Source organism: Xanthomonas sp. GW (assembly GCF_014236815.1).
Lineage (GTDB): Bacteria > Pseudomonadota > Gammaproteobacteria > Xanthomonadales > Xanthomonadaceae > Xanthomonas_A.
In genome coordinates, this window is sequence record NZ_CP051189.1 from 745,529 (window position 1) to 772,522 (window position 26,994).

A 26,994-nucleotide genomic window follows, 5' to 3' on the forward strand; every position below is an offset into this window, starting at 1 on the left:
TTCGGCGCGGCTTACCGCTTCCGCGCAGGCGTTTTCTTCGCACGCGGTGCGGGCTGCGCAAGGACCGCCCCGGTCACGAGTTCGAAGAGGCGCTCGGAGCGCTTGGCATGCGACGGTTGTTCCCGTAGCCAGGCCAGCGCCGCGATCAGGTCGAACAGTTCGTCGCCGTCCATGTCGGCGCGCGCCTTGCCTTCCGCCTGCGCGCGGGCCAGCAGCGCGGCGCCCGCGGCGCGGAGCCGCACGCAGGACGTGTGCAGCGCTGACGATGCGTCTTCGATGGCGGACATCATCGGGGCGATGACGCCGCGCTGGCGATGGGTGAAGGCAATGATCTCCTGCAGCCAGGCCACCAGGGCCTGGTCCGAGTCTTGTGCGCTGCGCAAGGCGTCGGCCTTCGCCGCCAGGTCCTCGAAGCCGCTGCGCAGCAGCGCTTCGAGCAAGGCTTCACGGGTGGGGAAGTGGCGGTACAGGGTGCCCAGGCCAACTTCGGCGCGGCGGGCGATGTCCCGCAGCGAGGCGTCCGCGCCGGTTTCGGCCAGGGCCTCGCGGGCCACGTCCAGCAGGCGTTGGTAGTTCTTTTGAGCGTCGGCGCGCATGCTGTCCTTTACATGTGGAACAGTGCTCCGTATATTCGGAGCACTGTTCCGATCAGGATACGCCATGCACAGCTCCGACGACACACGGCCCATGATGAAAGTGGTCCGCCAGCAGGCGTTCGGCGGCCCTGAGGTGCTCCATTACGAGGGCGCGCCTCTGCCCGTGGTGCGGCAGGGTGAGGTACTCATCCGGGTTCACGCCATCGGCTTGAACCCGCCGGACCTGTACCTGCGGGAGGGCTACAGCCGCCTGCCTCCGGAATGGCGCCCGTCGGTGACCTTTCCGCTGATCCTGGGCACGGACGTGTCGGGGGTGATCGAGGCGGTGGCGGAGGATGTGGACGGGCTGTCGCGCGGCGACGCGGTCTACGCGATGGTGCGCTTTCCGGACGGATTGGCCGGCGGCAGCCAGGCGTATGCGCAGTACGTCACCGCGCCCGCCACCGAGGTGGCGCGCAAGCCGGCCGGGATCGACCACGTGCACGCCGCGGGCGCGCCGATGTCGTTGCTGACGGCGTGGCAGTTCCTGATCGCGCAGGGCCACGCCGTGGCCAATCCGCTGCAGCCCATGCCGCATGTGCCGGTGCCGTTGCAGGGCAAGACCGTGGTGGTCAATGGGGCGGCCGGTGGCGTCGGCCATTTCGCGCTGCAGCTGGCCAGGTGGCAGGGTGCGCGCGTGATCGCTGTGGCCTCCGGCAAGCAGGAGGCCTTTGTGCGTGCGCTGGGGGCCGAGAGTTTCGTCGACTACACCAAGGCCGCGCCCGAGGAGGTGCTGCGCGACGTGGACCTGGTGGTGGATGCCGTCGGCGGCCCCGGCGCCGGCAGGTTCCTGCGCACGCTCAAGCGAGGCGGCGCGCTGTTCCCGATCTTCCCGCTCGGCTTCGATGGGCACGCCGAAGCGGCGGCGCGGGGCGTGACGGTGTCCACCACCCAGGTGCGCTCCAGCGGCGCGCAACTCGGCGAACTCGCGGCACTGCTGGACGCGGGCACGGTGCGCGTGGCCATCGACAGCACCTTCGCGCTGTCCCAGGCCCGGCAAGCGCACGCACGCGCCGAGCAAGGGCACATCCAGGGCAAGATCGTGATGACGGTCGACTGAGGCCGCGGGCCGGGGCGTTGCCACCTGGATCGATGCTGGCGATCCCGGCAGGCGGTGCGCGCGCTGGCCGCAGTGGCGACGCCACGCAGGAGCGACGGCGATCGTCTGAATGCGCGGCAAGCGCTGTTGCAGCCTTCCCCGTGCCGGGAGCCGGTGCGCGCGGCACGTTGGCCGGTGCATCGTGGCAGGGATTTCCGCCACGGCACGTGCCGGCGTCTCTGCGCGCGCCGACGAATCTGTATACCCTCATGGCGCCATGGGATCGCTGTGGCGACTCAAGGGAGAGACACACATGTCACAACACGAAGAACAATCGACCGCGGCGCTGGATACCGATGCGCTGCTCGCCGCGGCGCATCACCCCGACTACCTGCTGCAGGATCTGGTGGCGATCGCGAACCTGGGCGTGCAGATCGGGCTGACGCTGACGGTGGGCGGCAGCACCATCTCCGGCATGCTGATCGGCGGCAAGGAGTTCATGCAGCGGCTGACCGAGTCGATCACCGAGGTGGCGCCCGACGAGTTGGTCGCGCCGCTGCAGGAGCGCTTCCAGCCCTACCGCGACATCTACGAGCAGAGCGATCTGAAGCCGGCCACCTTCGTGCACCTCGCCGATGCGCGGGTCGTGGCCAGCGGCGGCGAGTTTCCGGTCAACGGCTGTCTGTGGCGTGGACGGATCAGCCAGGTCTCCGGCTTCAGCATCGGCCTGATGTCCAGCGTCTGATGCGCTGCAGCGGCACGGCATGACCCCGCTTCGGCGGGGTTTTTTTTGCCCGTTGTGATGCGCTGCCTGGGCCGCGACCTCGCGTGACGGTGTCGGCTCGGCGGACTGCCGCGCGATCACGCGTGCCTGTCTGACCTGCACAGGCGCGGCACCGGCGGCGGTTGCGCCACCATATACGAAACGTATACGATCCGTGCATCCTCTCGCTACCGGGTGCACCCATGGGCATCGTCAACATCGATGACGACCTGCACGACCAGCTGCGCCGCGCCTGCACGGTCACCAGCCGCTCGATCAATGCGCAGGCCACCTTCTGGATCAGGATCGGCATGCTGTGCGAGATGCATCCGGAACTGTCGTTCCAGGACCTGGTGGCGCGCGAGTTGCGTGCGGCCGGGGTGCAACCGCAGGCGCTGAAATCGGGGCGGGCGTGATCAAGCAGCCGGACGAGCTTGTGTTGATGGCCGAGTCCGGCCGGCTGCTGGCGCAGGTGTTCCATGCGCTGGACCAGTTGCCGCTGCAAGGCCGCAGCACGCTGGAACTCAACGACTTCGTCGAACGGATGATCGTCGATGAACTGGGCGCGCGGCCGGCCAGCAAGGGCCAGTACGGATTCCCGTTCGTGCTCAACGCGTCGATCGACGACGTGGTCTGTCACGGCGTGCCGTCGGCCGACGACGTGCTGCGCAGCGGGCAGATCGTCAACCTGGACATCACGCTTGAGAAGAACGGCTACATCGCCGATTCCAGCACTACCTACCTGGTCGGCGAGGTCGCCTATCCGGCGCGGCGGCTGGTGCAGGCGACCTATCAGGCGATGTGGAAGGGCATCGCCGCGGTGCGCCCCGGTGCGCGCCTGGGCGACATCGGCCACGCCATCGCCCGCCATGCGCGCGAGCACGGCTACAGCGTGGTGAAGGAATACTGCGGGCACGGCATCGGCCGCGAGATGCATGAAGATCCGCAGATCCTGCACTACGGCCATGCAGGCACCGGGCTGGAACTGCAGGAAGGCATGGTGTTCACCATCGAGCCGATGCTCAACCAGGGCCGCGCGGCGATCCGCGCGCTACCGGATCAATGGCCGGTGCATACCCGCGACGGCAAGCTGTCGGCGCAGTTCGAGCACACCGTGGCGGTGACGCGCACGGGAGTGCGGGTGCTGACGTTGCGGCCTGGGGAGAAGCCGCTTTGCCTGGTTGAGTGACGCGTACGTAGCGTGTGCTTGCTGCGTGTCGCAGCAGACGCCGGCAACAAGGGCCTGCGCGTTTGGCGCTGTCGCTGGCGGCGCGAAGCGGCGGCAGCAGCGTTGGCCGATGCAACGCACCGATCAGCAACGCTTTTACAGCGCGTTCCCTGGCGGCGACGAAGGCGACGCGTCCGGCATGCCAGTCAATGCCTTCAGTACCGCGGCCATTTCCGCATCGCGCCCCGCGGCGATATCGGCGATGCCGGGTGCGACCGCTACATCCGGTGAGATGCCGGCATCGGGTTGCGCGTCGGCCGGGTACTGGCCGACCAGCGGCAGATCCAGTTCGATGCCCGAATGCGGCAGGTGCAGGAAGAAGAAGGCGCTGCCGTTGATGCCGCGGCGGTTGCCGCCGCTGGTCTGGCCCACCAGCGTCGCCAGGCCGCTGGCCTTGAGTTGGTCGGCGAATTTGAAGGTGGCCGAGCTGTTGTCCGGGCCGATCAGCACGAACACCTTGCCGCGGTAATGCGGCGCCTGCGGCTGTATCGCCGCGCTCGCCGTCGCCGGTTGCCAGCGGGTCAGGGTGTAGTAGCGGCCGTCGTAGGGCTGCGCGGCGTCGCCCCAGTCGCGGAACGAGGCGTCCCAGGTGCTCAGATAGGGGGCGAGCGCATCGGGTACGCGCCGGTAGCGCACCAGCTGGCGGATCTGCGGCAGGTGCACAGGCTGGGTCGTCAGGTGCGCCAGCAGCGCGTTGCCGACCTCGTCCAACCCGCCCTCGTTGCCGCGCAGGTCGATCACCAGGGCCGGCACCTGGCGCGCATCCAGATCGGCGAAGGTGGTATCCAGGAAGTCGCGCCAGTTCCAGACGCTGTCGTAGAGCGCCCAGTCGGGCATGCTCAGCACCGCCAGCTGCGGGGTCTGCATGCGGATGGTCCATGCCGGCGCATCGCTGCCGCGTTCGCGCACGCTGGCCATCGCGCTGCGTTGCGCAGGAGCGAAGCCTTGCACGCGCACGTTGCGTGGCGCTCGCTCGTCGGGCAGCTGCACGCGCAGCAGTGGGTTTTGTGCGATCTGCGGGAACAGCAGCAGCAGATAGACGTCAAACGCCTCGGTCCGTTCGCGGCCCTGTATCTGCATCTGTGCGACACGCTTGGCGTCGTTGCCGCCGTCGGCGCGGGCCACCTGCATCAGGGCCGACAGGATGCGGCTTGTCGGGATACCGTCGATCACCAGCACCTGGGTGCCGCGCGGCAGGCGTGCCGGGACGCTGCCGTCGCGGGTGATCACCATGCGCCCATCCAGCCATACGAACTGGAACGGCAGCAGTCCCGCGTGGGCGAACAGGGCGCGCCGGATCGGCTCGGGCTGGTTGGCGAAGTTGGGATAGGTATGGCCGCAGCGGATGCCTGCGGTGAACCGGGAAAATGCCAGGTAGGCCTGGCCCAGGGTGGCGCCATTGCGCACTTGCTCGCGCAGCGCATCGAAACGGCGGGCCATCTCCGCTTCGCCGACGTAGCGGTAGAGGCCCGGGTGCAGGGCGGTATAGGCCTGGCGCAGCAGCTCGACATCGGCGACCAGTCCGGCGCCGGGCAGGGGACTGTCCGCGTGCGGATCGGCGGGGAGGTCGGCAGGCGCTGGGATGGCGCCATGCGCAAGCGGGGCAGACAGCAGCAGCGCCAGGCACAGCGGCCAGGCGCACAGGCGGAACAGGAGCTGGGACATGGGCGATCCTCGGAAGAGCGCCCAGCCTGCGCGACGCCCGCCGCCGCCGCGACTCAAAAGCGCCTGCGCGCGATGTTTTTCAGGCGATGGGACGTTGCGCCCGGCGGTAGTCGCTGGGCGTGCGGCCGACGTAGGCGCGGAACACGCGGTTGAAGCTGGCCTTGGAGCCGAAGCCCACGCGCAGCGCGATGGCGAGCACATCGTCGTCGCCGGCCAGCAGCGCCTGCGCCTCGGCGATGCGCTGGCGGTTGAGGAACTCGCTGAAGCTCTGGCCCAGGCCTTCGTTCAACGCCCGCGACAGGTAGTTGCTGTTGGTGCCCAGGCGCCGCGCCAGTTCGCCCAGGCTTAGCTCCGGCTCGCGCCACCAGCCTTGCGCGGCGACCTGTGCGGCGAAGCGCTGGCCCAGTGCGGCCCAGTCCTTTTCCGTGCCTGCACCGGGTGTTGCGGTTGCGTCCGACTCGACCGGCTCGACGAACTCCACTGGCTCGACGGGCTGCGCCGTCTCGGGCACCGCCGCCGTGGCGTCGGCCGCGTCCTGTGCCGATGCGCGCTGCGGATAGGCGACGCGCGCATGCCGCCAGCCTTCCAGGCCCAGGTAGTACATCAGCAGCACCAGGCCCAGGTAGCGCGGGAATTCGTCGAAGTAGGACAGCGGCCGCAGCAGTCGATCGGTGACGGTGAACCCCAGCCGCAGCAGCACCAGCAGCGAGGCGGCGACCAGGAAACCGCGCAGCCAGGACAGCCGCAGTTCCTCGCGTGCGCCGCTGTGCTGTTCCAGCCAGCGTTGATAGTCCAGGTACTGGCGCCAGGCCAGGCCCAGATAGATGGCGAGGGACAGCAGCACCAGCGCGTCCTGCGCCGGCTGCACCCATGGCTGCTGGACCTGTGTGTCCCAGGCCCACTTGCGCGACAGCGGCCAGGTGAACAGCACGCTGTAGTAAAGGCCTTGCAGCGCCCCGGGCAGCAGATGGCAATACCAGTAGCGCGGCAGGCGCGCATGCGCCAGCTGGCGCACGTACATCCACACCAAGGGGCCGATCGCCAGCTCCCAGAAGAAGGGCGCGTAGGTCAGCTGCGGGTAGGCATCGTAGACGCCGGCGTAGCCGAGCGTGTACGGGGTGACCAGCGCCACCACCACCAACAGCAAGGCCGCCAGGCAGCGATTGGCGCTGCGGTTGACCGGGGCGAGCGACAGCAAGACCGCGCCCAGCACGCCGTGCAGGCTGCCGAGCAACAGGATGGTGCTCCACATGCCGAACTTGATCGGGGACATGCCGCAGGTTGCTGGGAACGGCGTACAGCATATCGCCAGTGCCACGATCAGGCAGGATGTGTGCCGGCCGCACCGGCAGGCGCGCCTGGTCGAGGCGTAGCCGTCGTCGCTGCCTGACCAGAGGGTTTACGCGCGCGCGATGCTGAGACAGCATGGCTGTAGCGCTTAGCGCGGGGCTTCGCGGCCTTCGTCGGTGAGTTGGAAGGTTCCCAGTGGATGCCGGGCGCCGGTGTCCTGGAAGACGCGCACGGCTTCGGCGGGGTCGATATGCTGGGGCGCCATGAACCAACGCGGCGCGTAGGCGCCGATGGGGATCAACGCCACATCGGGCGCGCCGTACCTGTCGCGGATCTCGCTAAAGATGGCGTCATCGCCGTAGCTGGTATCGCCGGCGAACAACGGTCAGGGCGGCAGCTCGCTGCGACAGTGCGCTGCGACAGGGTTTCATGGGAGATCGGACGCCCGCGTGGGCCATCAGTTGGATGGCCTTCAGTCCTTTGGGAGCAGTTCTCCAGCCATCTCGATTGCTTGCTCACGCGAAGCGGCAAGCAGTAGGGGGTAGCCCCAGAACTTGGCAAAAAGGACCGCAAATGCCTTGAAACCAAGACGTTTTGCCGAGTTGGGCTCGACCAGGATCATTGCCAGAACCAGCCTTCGCAATTCAAGCTTGTGCTTCTTCATCCACAGCGCGGTGCGTTTCTTTTCTTCCGGCGAGTGCTCATGGTCTTCAGCAGGCGCGGTATCGGTCAAGAGCACGAAGGGCTCCCCGCGGCGCAGATTTTCCTCGAGTTCGTCGAAGTCCTTCTCGTGATCATGTCCGGATTCTTGCGCAAAATTCATCCAGACCAAAGGGAAGTCAGAACTGTTCATCAACATGGCCGTTTCCTTTGTTTTTGATGTGCCGCCAAGTGGCCGCAATGGCGAACACGCCGGGCAACGTAATGAAAAACACTACCGAAAAGGCAATGTGCCAACCGTCGCGCAACCCGTCGGAGATTCCCCCGAGGGTATCCAGGACGACAAGCAGGCTGCCGAGGACCAGCGCAACCCACTGGGCCTTGCGGGTTCCGATCAGTGCGAGAAGCACCGTGACGATCCAGCAACCATAGAACGCGGAAAACATCCACAGTACGTTGGGCTCAAACGTAATCGCCGGTGTCGCTCCGTGCGCTCTCACAAAGTCGTTTACGTAAAAGAACAGCTGGAAGGTGACAAAAAGCACGGCGCCAGCGGCTGTCGTCAACCAGAACAAGGCAACCTTGTTTGCGATGTTCACGGCCAGGTCTTGTGCGGGGCGTGGGGGGAACTGAAGGGGCATGGGAGCTGTCTCGGTAGTCAGTGGCGATATGTCTGAGAATTTCCAACGGCTGAAGCGTTCGCCTGAGCGCAAATCAATACCTGTAGTTCAGCGTCACCATCACGTTGCGTGGTGCGCCATAACCTACGGTGTCGAAATCGCCTTTCTGTAGCGCGTACTTCTTGTCGAAAACGTTGTTGACGTTGACGGCAACGTCGGTCTGCTTCGTCATGGAGTAACGCCCCATCAGTGATGCCAGGGCATAAGACCCCTGTTCCCCGCCCAACGAACTGGTGCCAGTGTTGGGCGCCTGGTAGAAGCGGCTTTGCCATTTGACGCCTCCGCCCAGCGTCAACTTGCTCCACACTCCGGGCAACTGGTAGGTGCTGAAAAGCTGGGCCGTGGTGCGCGGCAGTTGCGAATTCAAGCGGACGCCATCGCCATCTTGCGCCGTGAAATGCGCGATCCCTGCGTAGATGTTCCAGCCGCGCGCCAGTTCACCCTGCAGGTCCAGCTCGATCCCGCGCGACTTCGTCCCATCCGAGCCTGTATAGGCTTGGGCACCACTTGGCGTATAGGTTCCTGCGACTATCTGTGCAGCGTTGTCCAGTTCGGTGTCGAACAAGGCTACCGACGCATTCAGACGCCCGTCCATGTAAGCGCCTTTGAGGCCGATTTCCTTGGTTTTTCCCTTCGGCGGCGTGAGTACGTTGCCGCTGCTGTCGCGATAGTCGGTTTGCGGGTTGAAGATGCCGGTGTAGCTCGCGTAGGCCGAATAGGTCTTGTCGATGTCGTAGATCAAGCCGGCATACGGGGTGAATTCGCTGTTCTTCTTGTAGTGCAACGACGCGCCACCGGCGACGTCGTCGATTTCGTAGTTGCTGAAGCGGCCGCCGACAATGAGTTTCAGTGGTTCGGCCAGCGAGAACCGGGCTGCGCTATAGACACCGCTCTGCTTGATTCGGGTGCGGGTCGGTATCCAAGCCATGGCATCGAAGTCAGGGCGGGGATAGGCCGGGCTCAGGTCATAGACATTGACCGGCGCAATGCCTGCATAGAACGGAGCGATATCCTCCTGGCTGGCCGTACGGCGCGAACTCGTCGCACCCACTACCAGGTCATGCTGGCGGCCCAGCAGTTCGAAGCGGCCGCTCGCCATCACGTCGAAGGTGTTTTGACGGCTGCGACCTTCGGACGCCAGTGCTACCGGATAAGCCCCGTACGGATAGAAGCCCAGTCCGGTGGCGCGATCGGGGCGGCCGATCAGGCCGAGCAGTTCGGCATCGTATTCCGTGCGGTATTGGTTAGCGACGGCCCGGAAGTTCCAGCCGTTTTCGAAGCGGTGCTCGATTTCGGCAAACGCCGTCTTCAGGCTGTTGTCCCAATGGCTCCAGTCCTGCGCGTAGTTCCTGGAGCGCGAATACTCCGCCTGCGTGCCGTCGCTGAACCATAGCGGCAAGCCTCCCCAGGTGGAGCCCTTCGGCGTGATGTCCTGATAGTCATAGCCCAGGCTCACCGTCGTGTCTGGTGTCAGATCTGCCTCGATGATGCCGTAGAACGACTTCCTCTTCGGCTTGTAGCCGTCGATGTACGAGTGTCCGTCCTGGTACGTCCCCACCACGCGCGCGCGGATGCGGCCGTCTTCGGTCAACGGCGTCGAGATGTCGCCCATGCCCCGGTAGGTGTCCCAACTCCCGGCACCAAGCGAGGCGGCTGCCGAGAAGTCACGGGTCGGTCGTTTGCGCACCAGGTTGATGGCGGCCGAGGGATTGCCGGTGCCCGTCAGCAAGCCGGAGGCGCCGCGCACGACCTCGACACGATCGTAGAACGCGGTATCGAGGGAGCCGATGCCGCTCCCATTGACGATGTCGCCGACGACGGTGGGGATGCCGTCGTACTGAACGTTGTTGATCAGGAAACCACGCGAATAGAAACTCGTCCGTTCGCTGTCGGACTGGTACGGCGAGACGCCCGTGGTGTTCTCCAGTACGCCCTGCACCGAATTCAATTGCTGGTCGTCCATGCGCTGGCGGGTGATCACCGTTACCGCCTGTGGGGTTTCCCGTAGCGACAGCGGCAGGTGCGTCGCTGCCGCCGTCGCGCCCGTGGTGTAGGAGTCCGTACCCTCGGTCGCCGCCGGATCCACGCGGCGCGTTACGGTGATGGCCGGCAAGGTCGTCCCCTCCTGAGACGTTTTTCCCACCGCCTCGTTTTGCAGCTGCGCTGGCTCGGCGGCGAATGCGCCCTGCGCGCTAATGAAAACCGCCGCCGCAACTGCCGAGCCAAGCACGATGCGGGACGCGCTCCTGATGGCGCCCTTGTACTGCCCATCCAGATGAGGATGAGCGGCGCGCGATGTGCGCGTGGCGATTGGCCAGCGGGACTTCCCGGCAGTTGTGGGGGCGGGCATTAACAATACTCATTTGCGTTTAGATGCCGTATTTAACAATAGAGCGGCATGAGCACGATGGTGAAATTAAGCCAGATTGTTATTCACTTAGGCCAAATGCGCTCGCCCCCGGGTCTTTGGCCGTATTGCGAAATAAATTTACCTTTTTTCGCAATGTAGAAGTGTGCCCACGCGGATAGGCTGCGCTTCATCGTGGTCTGCCATGCCTCCACCCAGCGTGCTTGGCCGGCCGAACGAGAACCCCGTTCTTCCCGAGGAAATTCCCCCATGCATTCGCTTTGCCTTGGTGGATCGGCCCCGCACAGCCGGTCACGCGCCACCCCAATTCCCGTTGTCGCCGGGAGGAACGCATGAGCACCGCCGTTGTCTCCCGTGCCAAACCCATTGTCGTCAGCGTTGTTGGTCTGGTCGTGGTCTTCGGCCTGCTGTATGCCTGGCGCACCACCCGCAGCGGTGGCGCTGAACACTACGCGATGCCGCCGATGCCGGTCTCGACGATCCGCGCCGAACCTCGCGGCGTGGCCGAGGAGTTGCAGGCCGTCGGCAATTTGCAAGCCGTGCGCGAAGTGCTGCTGGCCCCCGACACGTCGGGCCGCGTGACCGCCATCCATTTCGACGCCGGCCAGTCCGTGAAGGAAGGGGCGGTGCTGATTCAGCTCTACGACGCTCCCGAGCAAGCGGATCGTGCCGCTGCTGCGGCCAAGGCCGATTTCGCCCAGGCGCAATTACGGCGCTCGCAGGAACTTGCGCCCACCGGCGCCGAGCCGCGCGAATTGCTCGAACAACGCAAGGCAGAGGCTGCTCAGGCCGTCGCGGCAGTCCGGCAACTGGACGCACGTATCCAGCAGAAAAGCATTCGTGCGCCGTTCTCCGGCCAGATCGGCCTCCGGCGCATCAATCCCGGCCAGTACCTCAATGCCGGCGATGCGATCGCCACGCTGACCCAGCTCGACCCGCTCTACGTGAACTTCACGCTGCCCCAGCAGGACTTGCCCAAGCTGACGCCGGGCGCGCCGGTGCAGGTGACGGTAGATGCAGCACCAGGTCGGGTGTTCAACGCCACGATCAGCACCATCGAACCACGCATCGACGGCGAAACCCGCAATGTGGCCGTGCAGGCACTGTTGCCCAATGCCGACCGGCTGCTGAAGTCCGGCATGTACGCGACGGCGCGGCTGGCGTTGCCCGCCACGACCAACGCCATCGTGTTGCCGCTAACGGCGATCCAGACGTCGGCCTCCGGTGACAGCGTGGTGCTCGTGCAAGGCGCCGACGCGCAGGGAATCGGCAAGGCGGTCGCCGTGCCGGTCGTCACGGGTCGCCGGCTCGGCGAGGACGTCCTGGTGACCCAGGGCGTCAAGCCCGGCGACGTCGTGGTGATGGCCGGCCAGAATCGGCTGCCGCCCGGCGCGACGGTGAAGATCAATGCGCCCGCGCCTGCCGCCGCAGTGCCGCATGCCGCCCCTGCGGCCGCTTCCGCCGCTGGCGCACGATAGAGGACGGCGCCATGCATTTCACCGACATCTTCATCCGCCGCCCCATCCTGGCCCTGGTCGTCAGCCTGCTGATCCTGCTGATGGGCGCCACCGCCATGTTCCTGCTGCCCGTGCGGCAGTACCCCTATCTGGAAAACGCCACCATCACGGTCAGCACTACGCTTCCGGGTGCGACCCAGGACGTGATGCAGGGCTTCGTCACCACCCCGATCGCGCAGTCCATCGCCACGGCCAGCGGTATCGAATACCTCAGTTCGACCACCACGCAGGGCAAGAGCGAGATCAAGGCGCGGCTGGTGCTCAACGCCAACGCCGATCGCGCGATGACCGAGATCCTCGCCAAGGTGCAGCAGGTCAAGTACCAGTTGCCGGCCGGCGTCACCGATCCGGTCATCGCCAAGTCCACCGAGGGCGGCACCGCCGTGCAGTACGTCGCCTTCTACAGCAAGACGCTGTCGATCCCGCAGGTGACGGATTTCGCATCCCGGGTGGCGCAACCGCTGTTCACCAGCATTCCCGGCGTGGCCTCGGCCGACGTCTTCGGCGGTCAGGCGCTGGCCATGCGCATCTGGATCGATCCGGTACGGTTGGCTGCACATGGACTGTCGGCCGGCGAGATTTCGGCCGCACTGCGCGCCAACAACGTGCAGGCCGCGCCAGGCCAGCTCAAGAGCCCGCTGACCGTCACCAACATCAGCGCCGCCACCGACCTGCGCGGTGTCGAGGACTTCCGCCAGATGGTCATCAAGTCCAGCCCCGGGGGCGGCGTGGTGCGGCTGTCGGATGTCGCCACGATGGAAGTCGGTGGTCAGAACTACAACAATCTCTCGTTCGCTAGCGGTGTCCCCGCGATCTTCGTTGCCCTCCAGCCGACGCCCGATGGCAATCCGCTGGAGATCGTCAAGCGGGCCAACGAACTGCTGCCCAAGATCCGTGCGATGGCGCCGCCGGGACTGACGGTGGCACCCAATTACGACGTGGCACGTTTCGTCAACGCCTCCATCGAGGAAGTGAAACACACGCTGATCGAAGCCATCGTGATCGTGATCGTGGTGATCTTCCTGTTCCTCGGCACCTTCCGCGCCGTCATCATCCCGGTCGTCACCATTCCGCTGTCGCTGGTCGGCACGGCGGCGCTGATGCTGGCCTGCGGCTTCTCGATCAACCTGTTGACGCTGCTGGCGATGGTGCTGGCGATCGGCCTGGTGGTGGACGATGCCATCGTCGTGGTGGAGAACATCCATCGCCACATCGAGGAAGGACTGACACCCGTGCGTGCGGCACTGCTCGGCGCGCGCGAAATCGTCGGGCCGGTGATCGCCATGACCATCACGCTGGCGGCGGTCTATGCGCCGATCGGCATGATGGGCGGGCTGACCGGCACCCTGTTCAAGGAATTTGCCTTCACGCTGGCTGGCTCGGTGCTCGTCTCGGGGATCGTCGCGCTGACGCTCTCGCCGGTGATGAGCTCGATGCTGCTCAGTTCCAAGCAAGGCGAGGGACGGCTGGCGAAGCGGGTCGAACACACCATGCAAGGGCTGACCACATTTTATGGACGCCTGCTGGCCCGCACGCTGGCCGCTCGCGGTGCGGTGCTGCTGGTCGGCGCGGTCGTGCTGGCCGCCATCGTGGTGCTGTTCACCGGCACCCGCCACGAACTGGCGCCGACCGAGGATCAGGGCGCCGTCATCGTCGTCACCAAGGCGCCGCAGTATGCCGGCGTGGGCTACACCGCCCACTATGCCCAGCAGATCGAAAAGCTGTTCGAGTCGATTCCGGAGTTCGATAGCAGCTTCATGAATATCGGCGACTATGCCGGCGGCCAGAACATGATGGTCGGCGGCGCAATCCTCAAGGATTGGTCGGAACGCAAGCGATCGGCCGCCGACATCCAGGGCCAGATCCAGGCCGCCGGCGGCGCCATCGACGGCGAGACGCTGACCGCCGTGCAGTTGCCCCCGCTACCGGGTTCCAGCGGCGGCCTGCCGGTGCAGATGGTGCTGCGCTCGCCCGACGACTTCAAGACGCTGTACGAGACCGGCGAGAAGATCAAGACCGCCGCCTATGCCAGCGGCCTGTTCCTCTACGTGCAGAACGACCTGTCCTACGACAGTCCGCAGGCGCATATCAGCATCGACAATGCGAAGGCCAGCGAAATGGGTGTGACCATGCAGTCCATCGCCGACACCCTGGCCGTGCTGGTCGGTGAGAACTACGTCAACCGCTTCAACTTCCACGACCGCTCCTACGACGTGATCCCGCAGGTGCGTGGCGGCGAACGCATGACGCCGGAAGACCTCGGGCGCTTCTACGTCAAGGCGACCTCCGGCGCACTGGTGCCGCTATCGACCGTGACCCGCGTCGAAATGCGTCCGCAGGCCAACCAGCTCACCCAGTTCGGCCAGATGAACTCGGCGACGTTGGAAATGCTGCCGGCCCCGGGCGTGACCATGGGTGACGCCGTGGCGTTCCTGCAATCGCAACCGCTGCCGCCCGGCACCAGCGTGGACTGGCTCAGCGACAGCCGCCAGTTCGTGCAGGAAGGCAACCGCCTGCTGGTGTCGTTCTGCTTCGCGCTGGTGGTCATCTTCCTGGTGCTGGCGGCGCAGTTCGAGAGCCTGCGCGATCCGCTGGTGATCCTAGTGACGGTGCCGCTGGCGATCTGCGGCGCGTTGGTGCCGCTGTGGCTGGGCTACGCGACGCTCAACATCTACACCCAGATCGGACTGGTCACGTTGATCGGGCTGATCTCCAAGCACGGCATCTTGATGGTCACCTTCGCCAATCACATCCAGCGTCACGAAAACTTGAGTCGCATCGAGGCCATCGAGAAAGCCGCAGCGGTGCGTATGCGCCCCGTGCTGATGACCACCGCGGCGATGGTCGCCGGCCTGGTGCCGCTGCTGTTCGCAGATGGCGCGGGTTCGGCCAGCCGCTTCTCCATCGGCATCGTGGTGGTGATGGGCATGCTGGTCGGCACCTTCTTCACGCTGTTCGTGCTGCCCACCATCTACAGCTTCATCGCCAAGGATCACCGGGCGGCAGCGGAGAGTCCCCGTGCCCGCGAACTCGCCACTGCGGAGGCCCCCCATGTCACGCTCTAAGCCGATTGCTGCCATGACGACTGCTTCGCATCCCGCCATGTTTCCTCCTCGGCGCGCTGCCTTCATGGCCATTGCCGTTGCCGTGATCACCGCAGGCTGCGCCAGCGGCCCCGACTATCGCGCTCCGGCCACGCCGGAAACCGCGGCAGGCCCCTTCGTCAGCAAGCCGGCCGATACGGACTCCGCTGCATCACTGCCGGCGGACTGGTGGAAGCTGTATGCCGATCCGGCACTCGACCATCTGGTGCGCGAAGCCCTGTCGGCCAATACCAACCTGCGCGTGACGCTGGCCAACCTCGACCGCGCACGGGCCATCTACAAGGAAGCGCGCGGTGGCCTGTTTCCCTCGACCAACGTGTCGGCGGGCGCAGGCTACGGCCGCGACCAGTCCACATGGACGGGCACCGGCCAGGCGCCCACACAATGGAGCTACAGCGGTGGCCTCGACGTCTCCTACGAACTCGACCTGTTCGGCCGGGTCAGGCGCGACATCGAGGCCGCAGGCGACGACACCGATGCAGTCGCCGCCGCCCATGATGCCGCCAAGGTCGTCGTCGTCGCCGAGACGACACGCGCCTATGTGGACGCCTGCACCTATGGCGAATCCATCGGCGTCGCACACGCGTCCATCGACCTGGCTCAGCGCAGCCTGGATCTGGTCAGCCGCCAGGAACACGCCGGCTCGGCGTCGCATCTGGATGTGGAGCGGGCCGGTGTCACGTTGGCCCAGGCCCGGGCCGCCTTGCCGCCGTTGCAGGGTCAGCGGGATGCCGCGTTGTTCGAACTGGCCGCGCTGATCGGCCGCACGCCGTCGCAAGTGCCCGAGTCGGCGCGCACCTGTACCCAGGCGCCGGAGATCGCGGGGGCGCTGCCGATCGGTGATGGCACCGCGCTGCTGCGCCGCCGTCCGGACTTGCGCCAGGCCGAGCGGCAACTGGCTGCCGATACCGCCCGCATCGGCGTGGCCGTTGCCGACCTCTATCCGCGCGTCACGCTGGGCGCCTCTGGCGACTACCTGCGCAACGACTACCTAAAAGGCAATCGCACCTGGTCGTTCTCCTTCGGACCGCTGATCTCCTGGAGCTTCCCCAACACAACGGCCGCACGTAGCCGCATCGCACAGGCAAAGGCGCAAAACGCGGCATCGCTGGCCAGCTTCGATGGCGCCGTGCTGAATGCCCTGAAGGAGTCCGAACAATCGTTGAGTGCATACGGGGCCGCAATGCAGCAGCGCGAGGTACTGATCGACGCGCGCGACCGGGCCGAGAAAGCCTTCCAGTTGGCAGACCAACGTTACCGCGCCGGGTCGATCAGCTACCTCGACGTGATCGTCGCGCAGACCAGTCTGATCGACACGAAATCGCAGGTGGCCGCTGCCGACCAGCGCGTAGGTTCCGCGCGGGTCAGCGTGTTCAAGGCGCTTGGCGGCGGATGGGAACAGGCCAGTACGCAGTAGCTCCTACGGATATAGGCGCGGCGACGGCCCTGCCATCGCGCCCATGTCCGAGGCCAACCATCAGCCACGCCGCTCCGCATTGTCACAAACAACCGGAGATTCGGCATAGCGAAGGAAGACACAGATGGAACCGCACGATGACCCACCTCGGATCATTGACCTGATTACCTCATTCGGTAGCAAGAACCTGCCGTCAGGCAAACACACGATGAAGCACACCGCAGCAGCCAATCCCGAGGCCGGAGCGCCGATGTCGTCTCAGGAACAACGATTGGCGGCGAGCCGACTGCGACCGACGCTCGCTCGTACCAGAGTCTTGAACGCGCTGGAGCAGGCGACACCGAACTGTCTGGATGCAAACCAGATGTATCGTCTCCTCAGCACGCAATCCGACAGCTTCGCCCCGGGATCGATCTACCGAACGCTGAATGATCTATGGACTGCCGGGTTGTTGGTTCGCACGGAAGGCGCACGTGGGCGCGCGTTCTATGCAATCAAACCGGAGGCGCTGAACGACCAGCACGACACACTGCGATGCCATTGTGGCGCGCGGCTGGTTTTCATTGAAGACCTGGCGTTGCGTGAACACCTGCAGTCGCTGGCATCCGAGGAGGGCTTCGCTCTCGACGAGGAGTCGGTCTTCACCATCACCACGACATGTGCGAAATGCCGGCAACTGCGCAAGGAAGGACAGTAGACGATGGAGGGCGGTGGGTGGTCCCGGGCCAAGACAGCCTGATCCAATCAGGCCGAGATTTCATCGGGGAGCATGATGCCGGGCACGGGAGCAAGCTCCGCGCCGCTCATGCGCTCCGAGAGGTAGCGTGCCGGGGGCTTGCCTACTGCCTTGCGGAACATGGTGACGAACCCGCTGGCGTTTTCGTAGCCCAACTCCAATGCCACCGTTTGCACGCTTTCACCCTTGGTCAAACGTTGCAGCGCAAGGATCACATGCAGCTGCCGGCGCCAGCGCCCGAAGCTCATTCCGATTTCGTGCAGCAGAAGCCGGCTCATGCTTCGCTCGCTCATGCCAATGCGAATGGCCCAATCGGCCTTCGAGGTTTTGTCCGTGGGATCGGCCAGCATCATTTCCGCGAGGCGGCGCAATCGGAGGTCGCGCGGCATGGGCAGATGCAGGTCTTCCACCGGTGCCGCCACCAACTCATCGATCAAGGCTGCAATCAAGCGGTCTTCCCGTCCCCCCAGCGCGTACAACTCGGGAAAACCGGCCACCTTCAGCAGCAACTCGCGTAGCAATGGCGATACCGAAATCGTGCAACAGGTTTTCGGAAGATCCGGTGCGGCGTCCGGCTCGACGAACAGGCAATAGCATTCCGTTTCACCCGTCCCCCGCGCCGCGTGCGGCAAGTCTCCCGGTATCCATATGGCGCACTGCGGCGGCACGATCCAGACGCCGTCTTCGATTTCGCAGTTGAGGATGCCGCGTAACGAGTAGATCAGCTGCGCCTTGCGGTGCTGATGTCTCGCATTTTCCCAGTCCTTGGTTACCGATGTGGCACTCAAGGCCACAACGGGTCGCGAGACGCTGTCGATGTCCCTGGCCGCGGTGAGATCGGTGATTTCAATGCTGGACATGTTGTCTTGTAGAGCCCCGGATGGACGATCAGGCTTTGGCCTGATCGGAAAATATCATGAAATACTTTCTCAATTTCGCCTAGCCATTCCGCAGGTAAGGTGCGATTAGCCGAGCCGGCCATTCGTCCGGCTCGAGGTCTGGCTCCTCCTGACTGGGGAGGGACCAAGGTGCGGATGGTTGACGCGGAGTTGGCGGCCGCGTGGCGATCCGCGTGCTATCGGAGCAGTGGGCCGGTGCATACCCGCGACGGCAAGCTGTCGGCCCAGTTCGAGCACACCATGGCGGTGACGCGCACCGGCGTGCGTGTGCTGACGTTGTGGCCTGCAGAGAAGCCGCTTTGCCGGATCGACTGACGGGACGGCAGGAGCTGAGCGCTACGCCGCAGGATCGTCGAAGTCGAAGACCTGCCCAGGCTCGGCGGCGACGAAGCTGGCCGCGGCGATACCTGCCTGGTGTAGCGCATCCGACAACGCCTCGCGCGGTTCTTCGCGGCCTTCGTCGGTGAGCTGGAAGGTGCCCCAGTGGATGCCCAGGGCATGCCGGGCGCCGGTGTCCTGGAAGATGCGCACGGCTTCGGTGGGGTCGATGTGCTGCGGCGCCATGAACCAGCGCGGCGCGTAGGCGCCGATGGGGATCAACGCGACATCGGGTGCGCCGCATCTGCTGCGGATCTCGCGAAAGATGGCGCCGTCGCCGTAGCCGGTGTCGCCTGCGAACCAGACGGAACCCCGCGCCGTTTCGATGAAGAAGCCGCACCACAGCGCCATCCTGCGGTCGCGCACGCCGCGGCTGGACCAGTGGTTGGCGCGGGTGAGGGTCACCGTCGCGGTGTCGCCGATCGGGAGCCGGTCGTGCCAGTCGCCGGTTTCGATGCGTGCATCGGGCACGCTGTTGCGCAGCAGCAGGTCGTTGCCCAGCGGCATCACGAACAGCGGGCGATGCGCGTGATGCAGCTTGCGCAAGGTTGCGATGTCGAAGTGGTCGTAGTGGTTGTGGCTCAGCAGGACTACATCGATCGGCGGCAAGTCCGCGAAGGTTACGCCTGGCACCGTGACTCGCTTCGGACCTGCGATCTGCGAGGGGCTGGCGCGTTGCGACCAGACCGGATCGGTGAGCAGGTTGATACCGGCCACCTGGATCAGCAACGTGGCATGGCCGACCATGGTGACGCGCAGGCCGTCGTGCCGCGGCGCAGGAATGGCGGGACTCACCGGCACCTGCGTCGGCCAGCGAACCGTGGCCATGGCGGCTTTCCAGCGCAGCACCTTGCCCAGCGAATTGTCGATGGTCGGTTGGCCGGGATTGAAGAAGCGCACGCCATCGAAGTGATCGCTGATGGGGCCGTTGTAGTAGGGGTTTTTCATCGGAAGTGGGATCAATGCGATGGGGGGTGATGAGGCAGGTAGAGCGGCGCGGAAGGGATGGGCGAAGTCCGATCCCGGTTTATCCGGTACCGGCTCTCGGCTCGATCCCGTGCAACAGCAACCGTCCGTGCTGTTCGGCCAGCGCGCCGAGATCCGGCGCGTGCGCGCTGTCGCTGCCGAAGACCTGCTGGAACAGCATCGCCATCAGCATCGGCCCCATGATCGACAGCACGTAGAGCTTGGGATCGCCGGCGGGGGCCGCGCCGCGCGCCTGGGCTTTTGCGATGAGGCCGGCGACAGTGGACATCACCCGGTCGATGGCTTCGGCGTGCCAGATGCGGGCCAGTTCCGGAAACGCGCGGCTCTCGCCGATCACCATGCGCATGATCGCGGGCAGGCGTTGGTCGCCCATGCGCTCGGCGGCGCGCGCCAGCAGCAGGGTGCTGAGTTCGGCGAGCCCGCCTTCGAAGCTGGCGGCGGCTTCCTCGATCGGGGCGAGGCTGGTCAGCAGCCCGTGGCGCACGACCGCGGCGAACAGATCCTGCTTGTTGTCGAAATACAGGTATAGCGTGCCTTTCGCCACACCTGCACGTTTCGCCACGTCTGCCAGCTTGGTCTCGGCAAAGCCGTTCTCGGCGAACGCGTCGAGCGCGGCGCTCAGGATCTCCGCAGGGCGGTCTTCCTTGCGGCGTTTCCATTTGGGGGTCGTCGGTTGCGTCATGCGGTCTCGGTGCTCAGTGCGGGCTGTATCCGTGGGACACACGATACGCATCCAGCGCCGCGGGCGATGCGTCGGCCGTGGCGAAGGCGATATAGCCGTCGGGACGCACGAGATAGGCTGCGTCCTGCGCGAAGCCGGCGGCGTGATGGCCGGGCTGCCATGCGAAGACGCGCAGGGCGATGTCGCGCGCGTCGCACCAGGCCTGAAGTGCGGGCTGCGCGTTGCCGTAGACGTGCAGCTGCCAGCCGATCTGCGGCAACGCGGCGTAGTTGTCGGCGTCCGCGGTCTGCACCCACGGCAGGCGATCGCCGCCGGCGACGTCGCCGGCCTTGCCGGCGCTCAATGGACTGTCGCAATAGTTCAGCATCGTCTGCGACACAGTGCGGAACATCAGCTCGCTGACGTTGCGCAGTCGGTAGGCCAGGCTGGCCAGGGTCGGGGCGACGTAGGTCCTGACGAAACTCGCCGCGCTGCCTTCGGCGGTGACCAGGGTGAAGGCGCGGTCGGTGGTGTTGACCAGGGTGCGCGCGAAGGCCTGCCGCTCGGCGGCGTAGCTGTCGAGCACGGCGTCGGACGCGTGGTTCTGGAGCACGTCGGCGAGTTTCCAGGACAGGTTGATGGCGTCGAGGATGCCGGTGTTCATGCCCTGGCCGCCGACCGGGCTGTGGACGTGCGCGGCATCGCCGAGCAGGAACACGCGGCCGCGACGGAAGGCGTCGGCGACGCGATGGTGCACACGATAGGTCGAGAACCAGTTGACCCGGTCGATACGCACGCCGAGGTTGCGGATGGCGTCCTGGCTGACGTCGGCGAAGGTCAGGCTTTCGGCCCGGTCGGCGCGCGCGTCGCGTACGGTGCCGATCAGCCGGTAGTGCCCGCGCTTGCTGTAGGCCAGCACGAGGATGAAGTCGCCGTCGCCCAGCGCGATGTGCGCTTCGTCCATCGACTGCAGGCCGCCGAGTTCGACATCGGCGACGTAGAACACCTGTTTGTAGGTGCCGCCTTCGAAGCCGATTCCGAGCTGGTGGCGCACGGGCGATCGCGCGCCATCGCAGGCGGCCAGATAGCTGAAGTCCGCCGCCTGCTCGCTGCCGTCGGGCAGGCGCAGGCGCGCGGCGACGCGATCGCCGTGGTCCTCGAGGGCCAGCAGTTCGGTAGTGCGCTCGACGGCAACGCCCAACGCCTGGAGCTGGGCGATCAGCAGGCGCTCATGCTGGTCCTGCGGATACACCAGCACGAACGGGTAGGGCGAGATGCCCGCCGCGGAATCCTGCAGCGCGATCCGCGCGCGGCGCTTGCCGCGTGCCCACAGGTTCATCGCCGGCGTGCGATGGCCGGCAGCGACGACCGCGTCCGCGATGCCCACCTGCCGGTACAGCTCGAGGGTGCGTGCCTGCACCGCCATGGCGCGCGAGGTCTCGCCCGGGCCGGCGCTCTTGTCGATGAGGCGCACGCGCACGCCCTGCCGGGTCAGCCACAACGCCAGAGTGAGCCCAGTGGGACCGGCGCCCACGATCAGTACTTCGGCCATGGCATGTGTCCTCGATATAAATGACCAATGGGTCATTTATTGCAGGCCGAGGTCTGGCAGTCAAGCAACAATTACTTGGCGAGTACGGGTTCCTCTCAAAAGCGACGCAAAAAGGGCTGTTTTGCCGATGCGGCGATTACGGTTCCTAATCGCCGCAAAAAATGCGGTGATTTGTGCCTGCGGGAAATGGCACCAGATACGACATCGTGATGGGAGGCGATTGAGCTTGCGAATCTGCGCAGTGCCGTCCGCGGCGGCCGGCCAGATCGCGAAGCATGCGCAGGCATCAACCGCGCCGCGCGGCCTCGATCGTGGCGATGTCGATCTTGATCATGCCCATCATCGCCTCGAACGCGCGCTTGGCCACCGCGGGATCGGGATCGGTGATCGCGGCGGTCAGCACGCGCGGGGTGATCTGCCACGACACGCCCCATTTGTCCTTGCACCAGCCGCAGGCGTTTTCCTGGCCGCCGTTGCCGACGATCGCGTTCCACAGACGGTCGGTTTCGGCCTGGTCGTCAGTGGCCACCTGGAACGAGAACGCCTGGCTGTGCGGGAACGCGGGGCCGGCGTTGAGGCCGAGGCACGGAATGCCGAGCACGCTGAATTCGACCGTCAGCACATCGCCCTGCTTGCCGGCGGGGTAGTCGCCGGGCGCGCGGTGCACGGCTTTGACCGCGCTGTCGGGAAAGGTATCGGCGTAGAACGTGGCGGCATCCAGCGCGGTGCCGTCGAACCACAGGCAAATGGTGTTCTTGCTGATCATCTGGATGCTCCTGAGTGGGCAGGGATATCGCAGCGGACAGCATCGCCGCCGCGCGAGTTGGGGACAGCCGTGGCGCGCATGCGACGAGAAGCGCCACGCTGCTGGCACGTGGCGCACGCCGGATGCTACGGCGCGATTAAGCTACGGATGGCGCCGGAAGGCATGTCGCACGGCAGCATGCCGCATTCGGTCTGGCGCGCGCGCCGTCGAGGCGGGTCCAGGCTAGCAAGCCCTTCACCTGCGGTGTGGTGTTTTAGAGGCCGCACAACCACACGGAGCTTTGCATGGACACCACGCTGATGCCATGGGTCGCCGGACTGTTCATCCTGTTCGTCGGATCCGCCTTCTATCTGGTCACCCGGGCCAAGAAGAATCGTAACCGCCCGGCCAAGGATGCAGCCGCGACGAAGAGCGGCGACGATGCGTCGCTGAAGAAGTAGCGTGCATGGGCAGCGTGCGCATGGCGCGCTGCCACGAGGGTCCTGTCGCAACGCGGCACTCCGATGTCGCTGCTCCTGCGGCTTTCCAGCCCGCAACCGGACTAGAGAAACCTACGCTGCCGTTCGCGCCGCGGCTGCGCAGGGATACGCCTGGCTTGGCGCCGCGTTGGCCGTCGCACAAGGCGATGCCGATGCGAAGGCGTCAGCAGCATGCGCTGTCCCGAACGAACCCATCGGCGCATGGCCGCAAGCAAGGCCGCCCGGGGCGAGCGCATTCGCAGGCGGTTGCCTCCGCTGCCGTTCGCCAGACGGTCCTGATCTCCTCGCTGTCACGAAAAAATGTCCGCCACGTAGCGGCCGTGTTCGCGTTCGATACGGTCGGCCCAGGCGTTTGCCGCTTCGTCGCTGACGCCCATGCTGTCGCGATAGATGCGCACGAAGGTGTCGCGTACCGCCGGCGCCATGTGCTCGCCGTCGCCGCAGACGAACACGGTGGCGCCTTGCTGGAACAGCGCCGACACGCGCTCGCGGTCCTGCCACATGCGGTGCTGGACATAGGCGATGCCGTCCTGCGGCGCTTGCGAGCAGGCCAGGCGCACATCGACCACGCCCATGTCCTGCCAGCGCTGCAATTCCTCCTGGTACAGGCAGTCGACGTCGGGATGGTCGATGCCGAAGAACAACAAGGCTTCGCCGACGTCGCGGCCGCCCGCCTTCTGGATCGCGCGCTCCTGCAGGAAGCCATGGAACGGCGCGATGCCGCTGCCGGCGCAGACCAGGATGATCGGCGTGGCCGGATCTTCCGGCGGGTGGAAGCTGGCCTGCGAAGGCCGCACCGCGACCGACACCAGCGCGCCTGCGTCCAGGCCGGCCAGATAGGTGGAGGCCACGCCGCGGCGCCGCCCGATTCCCGATAGCGCCGGTGCGTCGAGCACGGCCACGGTCAGCGAACACTGTGCCGGGTCGCGCAGCGGCGAGGAGGAAATGGAATATTGCCGCGCGCGCATGGCCGGAAGCGCGCCGAGGAACGCGCCCAGCCCCAGTTCGCAGGCGGGGAAGCGCTCGAGCAGATCGAGCAGGCTGGTTTTCCTGGCGAGCACCTCGTCGGTATAGGCCGGCTCGGCGGCCAGCGTTTCCAGCGCGGCGCGATCGGGCGGGCAGCGCGTGGCGGCGGCCAGTTGCGCGACCTGCGCGCGGGTGGCCGGTTGCGCCAGCTCCACGTAGTCGGTGAGCACCTGCGCCAGCGCGACCGGATAGCCGCTGGGCAGGCCGGATGCCGCACCGGGCCGCTGGCCGATGACGACCTGGGTATCGCTGGCCAGCCCGAAGCGCCGCAGCGCGCGCTCGACCTGCGCGGCGGGGTTGCGCGGCAGCACCGCGAGATAGTCGCCGGTGCGGTAGCGCATGCCGTCGGGCAGCGCGATCTCGATGTGGCGCTTGGAGCGCGCGAACGGCGCGGACATGTCGACCAGTTCGCGATTGTCGACGATGCGCCCCTGGTCGAGTTCGGTCAGCCGCAATGCGCCGAGCCGTGCCGAGGGCACGATGTCCACCTCCAGCGCGTGCGCGGTCTGCTCCATCGTCGCCTTTCCCAGGGCCTGGCCCAGATCCGCCCACAGGCCGGCGTACCAGGCATCGAAGCCGCCGAAGAAATCGCCGCCGGCATCGGTTTCGCCGCGAGGTTTGAAGCGTGCGGCGCCGGCCGCTTCCAGCGCGGCATCGACGCGTTTCGGAATCGCCTGGTAGGTGCGTGCCCATTGCCGGTTGCCGGATCCGAACACGGCGTAGCGCACGCCGGCCAGATCGCCGGCAGCCAGGGTTTCGATCCAGTCCACGAAGCGGCGCGCGTTGTCCGGCGGCTGGCCTTCGTAGGAGGAGGTGACCACCACCACCGCGCCGTCGCGCGGCAGGCGGCCGACATGGTCGTCCAGCGGCGCGACCACCGGCGCATAACCCTGCGCCGCCGCGTCGCCGCCGATGCGCTGCGCGAACGCCTCGCACGAACCGGAATTGCCGCCGTACAGCACCAGCAGCGGCGTCCCCGCGGCCGTGCTGGCGGGCGCCGGGATGGTGGCCGGCGCCAGGATTTTCTGCGGCGCGGACGGCACCGCGCTACGGCGGCGCAGGGCGACATCATCGCGCCGGCGCGCGCGGATGCGGAAGCCGTCCGGCTTCAGCGTCAGGGTTTCCGCGACCTCGAGCTGGTAGTTCGGATCGACCTGGTCCAGGTCGAAACGTTGCAGGATCATCGTCAGCACCAACTGCGCCTCCTGCATCGCAAAGCCGCGCCCGATGCAGGCGCGCGCGCCGTTGCCGAACGGTTTCCAGGCATTGGGCGGCAGCCGTTCGGCCGCGTCGGGCGCGAAGCGCTCCGGACGGAAGGCTTCCGGCTCCTCCCATACCTTCGGATCCCGGTGCAGGGTGGGAATCAGCACCAGCAAGGTGTCCTGCGGCGTGACCGCATAGCGGCCGGCCAGCGTGGTCGCTTCGCGCGCCGCGACCGCGAACGCCGGTGCGGTCGGCCACAGCCGCAGGGTTTCCTGCAGGATCTGCTCGATGTAGCGCAGTTTGGCCAGATCCTCGACCTGCGGCGGCTGCGTGCCCAACGCGGCGTCCACCGCCTGGCGCGCGCGCGCCAGCGCCGCCGGATGGCGCAGCAGCAGATACAGCGCGAACGACAGCAGGCCGCTGGTCGTCTCGTGGCCGGCGATCAGGAAGGTCACCATCTGGTAGCGGATGTTCTCGTCCGACAGCGCTTCGCCGGTCGCCTGGTCGCGTCCGTACAGCATCAGGTTGAGCAGGTCGTCGCGCGAGGCCGCGTCGGGGTCGGCCCTGCGCTCGGCGATCAAGGTATCGGCGACGCTGCGGATCATCGCCAGGTCGGCTTCGTAGCGGCGCCGGCCTGGCGCCAGCAGGCGATTGGCCAGGTCAGGCCGGCGCGCGCGCGATCCGGCCTCGGCCAAGGCGCCCACCATCGCCGCGACGAAGGGGTGCATCTCGTTCTGGTAGAAGCTGTTGAAGCGGTAATCGAAAGCGCACAACGCGATGGTGTCGAGCGTCAGCCGGGTCATGTTGTCGGCCACGTCGATCACCGCGTCCGGGCCGAACCGCTCCCAGCGTTGCAGCATCTGTTCGGCGATGTCCTCCATGCGCCCGAACATCGAGCGCACGCCGATCGGACCGAACGCAGGCATCAGCAGCCGGTGCGCCTTGGCCCAGTTGGGTTCGTCGTTGTAGGCGGTGAACAGGCCGTCGCCGCCGAGGTCGCGCAGCGCCTGCAGCGGACGGTGCAGCTTCTTCTCGAAGCGGGTTTCGTCGCAGACCTCGTCCACCAGGTCCTGCCCGCTCAGCACGGTCAGCGACAGCGGGCCGCTGTTCAAGCGAAAGATCGGGCCGTGCACCTTGGCCAGCCGCATCAGGCTCTGCACCGGCGCATCGCCATCGAGGTGGTGGAAATTGCCGAGCAGCGGCAGCGAACGCGGTTGCGGGATTGCGTCTGTCATGGGGTGCCTTCCTGGGGAGCGTGCAGTGGCGCGACCGGCGCGCGATCGGTGTCGCGATGCGGTGGATGCAGCAAGGTGGCGAGGACGGTGGCGACCAGTCGCGGCCGCGCCTCGCCGGCAGCGATCTCCGGGGCCAGCCGCGCCAGCAATTGCGGGAATTCCGGCGGCTGGCTCAGCATGCTGTTCAGCAGCACGAAGAACAGCGCCGGGTGCGTGGCCTTCACGATGCCGGCCTCGATGCCGGCAAGGATCAGCGCATGGCCGGCTTCGTAGGAGGGACGCAGCAAGCGTTCGGCGACGACGGTGGCGCGCTCTGGGCTTTCCGACACCACGCGCGCGACGAAGTCGCGGACCGCGGGGTTGGCCTCGTAGAAGGTGGCCATGATCAGGATGGCGTCCGTCAGCCGTTCGTGCAGCGGGCGCTGGTCGTGGCGGGTCAGCTGCGCCATGGCCGCAAGGCGCGGGACGACGTCCTGCGCGAGCTGGTTCACGCAGGCGTTCCACAGTTCGGCCTTGCTGCCGAAATGCACGCGCACCAGGCTCGGGCTCACCCCTGCGGCGGCAGCGATGGTGCGGATATCGGCCCGCTCGAAGCCGTACCGGGCGAAGCTGCCGGTGGCCGCCGCCAGCAGCGCCTGGCGGCCGTCGGCCTGGTCCTTGCTGGGGCGGCCGCGGGGGCGCGGGGGTGGCTTTGCCGCCATGGTCG

At 66.5% G+C, this 26,994-nt stretch carries 23 protein-coding genes and 1 pseudogene; 10 read left to right on the forward strand and 14 right to left on the reverse strand.

Annotated elements, in window-relative coordinates:
• Positions 1 to 11: 11 nt before the first annotated feature.
• Complete coding sequence (locus HEP73_RS03240; protein ID WP_185822101.1) at positions 12 to 596, reverse strand: TetR/AcrR family transcriptional regulator; 585 nt, start codon at positions 594 to 596, stop codon at positions 12 to 14.
• A 64-nt stretch (positions 597 to 660) separates the two neighbouring features.
• On the opposite strand from HEP73_RS03240, the gene HEP73_RS03245 reads away from it, so the two are divergent.
• The 4 genes from HEP73_RS03245 (at position 661) to map (ending at position 3,626) form a co-directional block, all read left to right on the forward strand.
• Positions 661 to 1,695 carry an NADP-dependent oxidoreductase gene (locus HEP73_RS03245; protein WP_185822102.1) on the forward strand — a complete coding sequence of 345 codons (1,035 nt, stop codon included), beginning with the start codon at positions 661 to 663 and terminating at the stop codon, positions 1,693 to 1,695.
• 292 nt (positions 1,696 to 1,987) lie between these two features.
• On the forward strand, positions 1,988 to 2,419 hold the full coding sequence (locus tag HEP73_RS03250) for a gas vesicle protein (RefSeq protein WP_185822103.1): 432 nt from the start codon (positions 1,988 to 1,990) through the stop codon (positions 2,417 to 2,419).
• Positions 2,420 to 2,640: 221 nt separating this feature from the next.
• The gene (locus HEP73_RS03255) at positions 2,641 to 2,853 is read left to right on the forward strand and encodes a ParD-like family protein (protein WP_185822104.1); all 213 of its coding nucleotides are present in this window, start codon (positions 2,641 to 2,643) and stop codon (positions 2,851 to 2,853) included.
• The gene (map, locus tag HEP73_RS03260) at positions 2,850 to 3,626 is read left to right on the forward strand and encodes a type I methionyl aminopeptidase (RefSeq protein ID WP_185822105.1); all 777 of its coding nucleotides are present in this window, start codon (positions 2,850 to 2,852) and stop codon (positions 3,624 to 3,626) included. Before HEP73_RS03255 ends, map begins: the two co-directional genes overlap by 4 nt.
• A gap of 135 nt (positions 3,627 to 3,761) precedes the next feature.
• On the opposite strand, the gene HEP73_RS03265 is transcribed toward map, so the two are convergent.
• The 6 genes from HEP73_RS03265 to HEP73_RS03290 form a co-directional block, all read right to left on the reverse strand.
• On the reverse strand, positions 3,762 to 5,330 hold the full coding sequence (locus HEP73_RS03265) for a S41 family peptidase (RefSeq protein ID WP_185822106.1): 1,569 nt from the start codon (positions 5,328 to 5,330) through the stop codon (positions 3,762 to 3,764).
• A gap of 79 nt (positions 5,331 to 5,409) precedes the next feature.
• Positions 5,410 to 6,582, reverse strand: a complete 1,173-nt coding sequence (locus tag HEP73_RS03270; RefSeq protein WP_185823271.1) for a helix-turn-helix domain-containing protein — start codon at positions 6,580 to 6,582, stop codon at positions 5,410 to 5,412.
• A gap of 186 nt (positions 6,583 to 6,768) precedes the next feature.
• A complete protein-coding gene (locus tag HEP73_RS03275) occupies positions 6,769 to 7,002 on the reverse strand; it encodes an MBL fold metallo-hydrolase (protein ID WP_255423655.1) in 234 nt (77 codons plus the stop codon).
• 90 nt (positions 7,003 to 7,092) lie between these two features.
• Positions 7,093 to 7,479: a hypothetical protein gene (locus tag HEP73_RS03280; RefSeq protein ID WP_185822107.1), complete on the reverse strand. Its 387-nt coding sequence runs from the start codon at positions 7,477 to 7,479 to the stop codon at positions 7,093 to 7,095.
• Positions 7,460 to 7,879 (reverse strand): hypothetical protein, encoded by a 420-nt coding sequence (locus HEP73_RS03285; protein ID WP_221899374.1) that lies wholly within the window; start codon positions 7,877 to 7,879, stop codon positions 7,460 to 7,462. Before HEP73_RS03285 ends, HEP73_RS03280 begins: the two co-directional genes overlap by 20 nt.
• A gap of 115 nt (positions 7,880 to 7,994) precedes the next feature.
• Positions 7,995 to 10,310 carry a TonB-dependent siderophore receptor gene (locus HEP73_RS03290; protein ID WP_185822109.1) on the reverse strand — a complete coding sequence of 772 codons (2,316 nt, stop codon included), beginning with the start codon at positions 10,308 to 10,310 and terminating at the stop codon, positions 7,995 to 7,997.
• Between the two features lie 350 nt (positions 10,311 to 10,660).
• Between HEP73_RS03290 and HEP73_RS03295 the strand changes: the two genes are divergently transcribed.
• The 4 genes from HEP73_RS03295 to HEP73_RS03310 all read left to right on the forward strand — a co-directional run bounded on the left by HEP73_RS03295 (position 10,661) and on the right by HEP73_RS03310 (position 17,063).
• Positions 10,661 to 11,806 (forward strand): efflux RND transporter periplasmic adaptor subunit, encoded by a 1,146-nt coding sequence (locus HEP73_RS03295; RefSeq protein ID WP_185822110.1) that lies wholly within the window; start codon positions 10,661 to 10,663, stop codon positions 11,804 to 11,806.
• An 11-nt stretch (positions 11,807 to 11,817) separates the two neighbouring features.
• Entirely contained in the window at positions 11,818 to 14,910 is a 3,093-nt protein-coding gene (locus HEP73_RS03300) for an efflux RND transporter permease subunit (RefSeq protein ID WP_185822111.1), read from the forward strand.
• Between the two features lie 13 nt (positions 14,911 to 14,923).
• Positions 14,924 to 16,366, forward strand: a complete 1,443-nt coding sequence (locus HEP73_RS03305; RefSeq protein WP_221899375.1) for an efflux transporter outer membrane subunit — start codon at positions 14,924 to 14,926, stop codon at positions 16,364 to 16,366.
• Positions 16,367 to 16,490: 124 nt separating this feature from the next.
• Positions 16,491 to 17,063: a Fur family transcriptional regulator gene (locus HEP73_RS03310; protein ID WP_185822112.1), complete on the forward strand. Its 573-nt coding sequence runs from the start codon at positions 16,491 to 16,493 to the stop codon at positions 17,061 to 17,063.
• Between the two features lie 47 nt (positions 17,064 to 17,110).
• Here the strand turns inward: HEP73_RS03310 and HEP73_RS03315 are convergent, their stop codons facing one another.
• Positions 17,111 to 17,962: an AraC family transcriptional regulator gene (locus HEP73_RS03315; protein ID WP_185822113.1), complete on the reverse strand. Its 852-nt coding sequence runs from the start codon at positions 17,960 to 17,962 to the stop codon at positions 17,111 to 17,113.
• A gap of 194 nt (positions 17,963 to 18,156) precedes the next feature.
• Between HEP73_RS03315 and HEP73_RS03320 the strand changes: the two are divergent.
• Positions 18,157 to 18,316 (forward strand): annotated as a pseudogene (locus tag HEP73_RS03320) (type I methionyl aminopeptidase); the annotation flags it as partial.
• A 21-nt stretch (positions 18,317 to 18,337) separates the two neighbouring features.
• Here HEP73_RS03320 and HEP73_RS03325 read toward each other — a convergent pair.
• The 4 genes from HEP73_RS03325 to HEP73_RS03340 form a co-directional block, all read right to left on the reverse strand.
• On the reverse strand, positions 18,338 to 19,327 hold the full coding sequence (locus tag HEP73_RS03325) for an MBL fold metallo-hydrolase (protein WP_185822114.1): 990 nt from the start codon (positions 19,325 to 19,327) through the stop codon (positions 18,338 to 18,340).
• Positions 19,328 to 19,406: 79 nt separating this feature from the next.
• Positions 19,407 to 20,090: a TetR/AcrR family transcriptional regulator gene (locus HEP73_RS03330; RefSeq protein ID WP_255423656.1), complete on the reverse strand. Its 684-nt coding sequence runs from the start codon at positions 20,088 to 20,090 to the stop codon at positions 19,407 to 19,409.
• Positions 20,062 to 21,579, reverse strand: coding sequence for an FAD-dependent oxidoreductase (locus HEP73_RS03335; protein ID WP_185822115.1), 1,518 nt, complete (start codon positions 21,577 to 21,579; stop codon positions 20,062 to 20,064). The genes HEP73_RS03330 and HEP73_RS03335 overlap by 29 nt, the downstream gene beginning before the upstream one ends.
• 286 nt (positions 21,580 to 21,865) lie before the next feature.
• Positions 21,866 to 22,345 (reverse strand): VOC family protein, encoded by a 480-nt coding sequence (locus HEP73_RS03340; protein WP_185822116.1) that lies wholly within the window; start codon positions 22,343 to 22,345, stop codon positions 21,866 to 21,868.
• 284 nt (positions 22,346 to 22,629) lie between these two features.
• On the opposite strand from HEP73_RS03340, the gene HEP73_RS03345 reads away from it, so the two are divergent.
• The gene (locus HEP73_RS03345) at positions 22,630 to 22,785 is read left to right on the forward strand and encodes a hypothetical protein (RefSeq protein ID WP_185815159.1); all 156 of its coding nucleotides are present in this window, start codon (positions 22,630 to 22,632) and stop codon (positions 22,783 to 22,785) included.
• 329 nt (positions 22,786 to 23,114) lie between these two features.
• On the opposite strand, the gene HEP73_RS03350 is transcribed toward HEP73_RS03345, so the two are convergent.
• Together HEP73_RS03350 and HEP73_RS03355 are read right to left on the reverse strand one after the other, a co-directional pair.
• Positions 23,115 to 26,288 carry a bifunctional cytochrome P450/NADPH--P450 reductase gene (locus HEP73_RS03350; RefSeq protein WP_185822117.1) on the reverse strand — a complete coding sequence of 1,058 codons (3,174 nt, stop codon included), beginning with the start codon at positions 26,286 to 26,288 and terminating at the stop codon, positions 23,115 to 23,117.
• Positions 26,285 to 26,989 carry a TetR/AcrR family transcriptional regulator gene (locus HEP73_RS03355; protein WP_185822118.1) on the reverse strand — a complete coding sequence of 235 codons (705 nt, stop codon included), beginning with the start codon at positions 26,987 to 26,989 and terminating at the stop codon, positions 26,285 to 26,287. Before HEP73_RS03355 ends, HEP73_RS03350 begins: the two co-directional genes overlap by 4 nt.
• Positions 26,990 to 26,994: the final 5 nt, after the last annotated feature.

Excerpts from the sequence above, each read along its gene's own strand:
- HEP73_RS03240 (WP_185822101.1), bottom strand. The coding sequence starts at position 596 with ATGCGCGCCGACGCTCAAAAGAACTACCAACGCCTGCTGGACGTGGCC.
- HEP73_RS03245 (WP_185822102.1), top strand. The coding sequence starts at position 661 with ATGCACAGCTCCGACGACACACGGCCCATGATGAAAGTGGTCCGCCAG.
- HEP73_RS03250 (WP_185822103.1), top strand. The coding sequence starts at position 1,988 with ATGTCACAACACGAAGAACAATCGACCGCGGCGCTGGATACCGATGCG.
- HEP73_RS03255 (WP_185822104.1), top strand. The coding sequence starts at position 2,641 with ATGGGCATCGTCAACATCGATGACGACCTGCACGACCAGCTGCGCCGC.
- HEP73_RS03265 (WP_185822106.1), bottom strand. The coding sequence starts at position 5,330 with ATGTCCCAGCTCCTGTTCCGCCTGTGCGCCTGGCCGCTGTGCCTGGCG.
- HEP73_RS03270 (WP_185823271.1), bottom strand. The coding sequence starts at position 6,582 with ATGTGGAGCACCATCCTGTTGCTCGGCAGCCTGCACGGCGTGCTGGGC.
- HEP73_RS03280 (WP_185822107.1), bottom strand. The coding sequence starts at position 7,479 with ATGTTGATGAACAGTTCTGACTTCCCTTTGGTCTGGATGAATTTTGCG.
- HEP73_RS03290 (WP_185822109.1), bottom strand. The coding sequence starts at position 10,310 with ATGCCCGCCCCCACAACTGCCGGGAAGTCCCGCTGGCCAATCGCCACG.
- HEP73_RS03295 (WP_185822110.1), top strand. The coding sequence starts at position 10,661 with ATGAGCACCGCCGTTGTCTCCCGTGCCAAACCCATTGTCGTCAGCGTT.
- HEP73_RS03300 (WP_185822111.1), top strand. The coding sequence starts at position 11,818 with ATGCATTTCACCGACATCTTCATCCGCCGCCCCATCCTGGCCCTGGTC.
- HEP73_RS03305 (WP_221899375.1), top strand. The coding sequence starts at position 14,924 with ATGACGACTGCTTCGCATCCCGCCATGTTTCCTCCTCGGCGCGCTGCC.
- HEP73_RS03310 (WP_185822112.1), top strand. The coding sequence starts at position 16,491 with ATGGAACCGCACGATGACCCACCTCGGATCATTGACCTGATTACCTCA.
- HEP73_RS03315 (WP_185822113.1), bottom strand. The coding sequence starts at position 17,962 with ATGTCCAGCATTGAAATCACCGATCTCACCGCGGCCAGGGACATCGAC.
- HEP73_RS03325 (WP_185822114.1), bottom strand. The coding sequence starts at position 19,327 with ATGAAAAACCCCTACTACAACGGCCCCATCAGCGATCACTTCGATGGC.
- HEP73_RS03335 (WP_185822115.1), bottom strand. The coding sequence starts at position 21,579 with ATGGCCGAAGTACTGATCGTGGGCGCCGGTCCCACTGGGCTCACTCTG.
- HEP73_RS03340 (WP_185822116.1), bottom strand. The coding sequence starts at position 22,345 with ATGATCAGCAAGAACACCATTTGCCTGTGGTTCGACGGCACCGCGCTG.
- HEP73_RS03345 (WP_185815159.1), top strand. The coding sequence starts at position 22,630 with ATGGACACCACGCTGATGCCATGGGTCGCCGGACTGTTCATCCTGTTC.
- HEP73_RS03350 (WP_185822117.1), bottom strand. The coding sequence starts at position 26,288 with ATGACAGACGCAATCCCGCAACCGCGTTCGCTGCCGCTGCTCGGCAAT.
- HEP73_RS03355 (WP_185822118.1), bottom strand. The coding sequence starts at position 26,989 with ATGGCGGCAAAGCCACCCCCGCGCCCCCGCGGCCGCCCCAGCAAGGAC.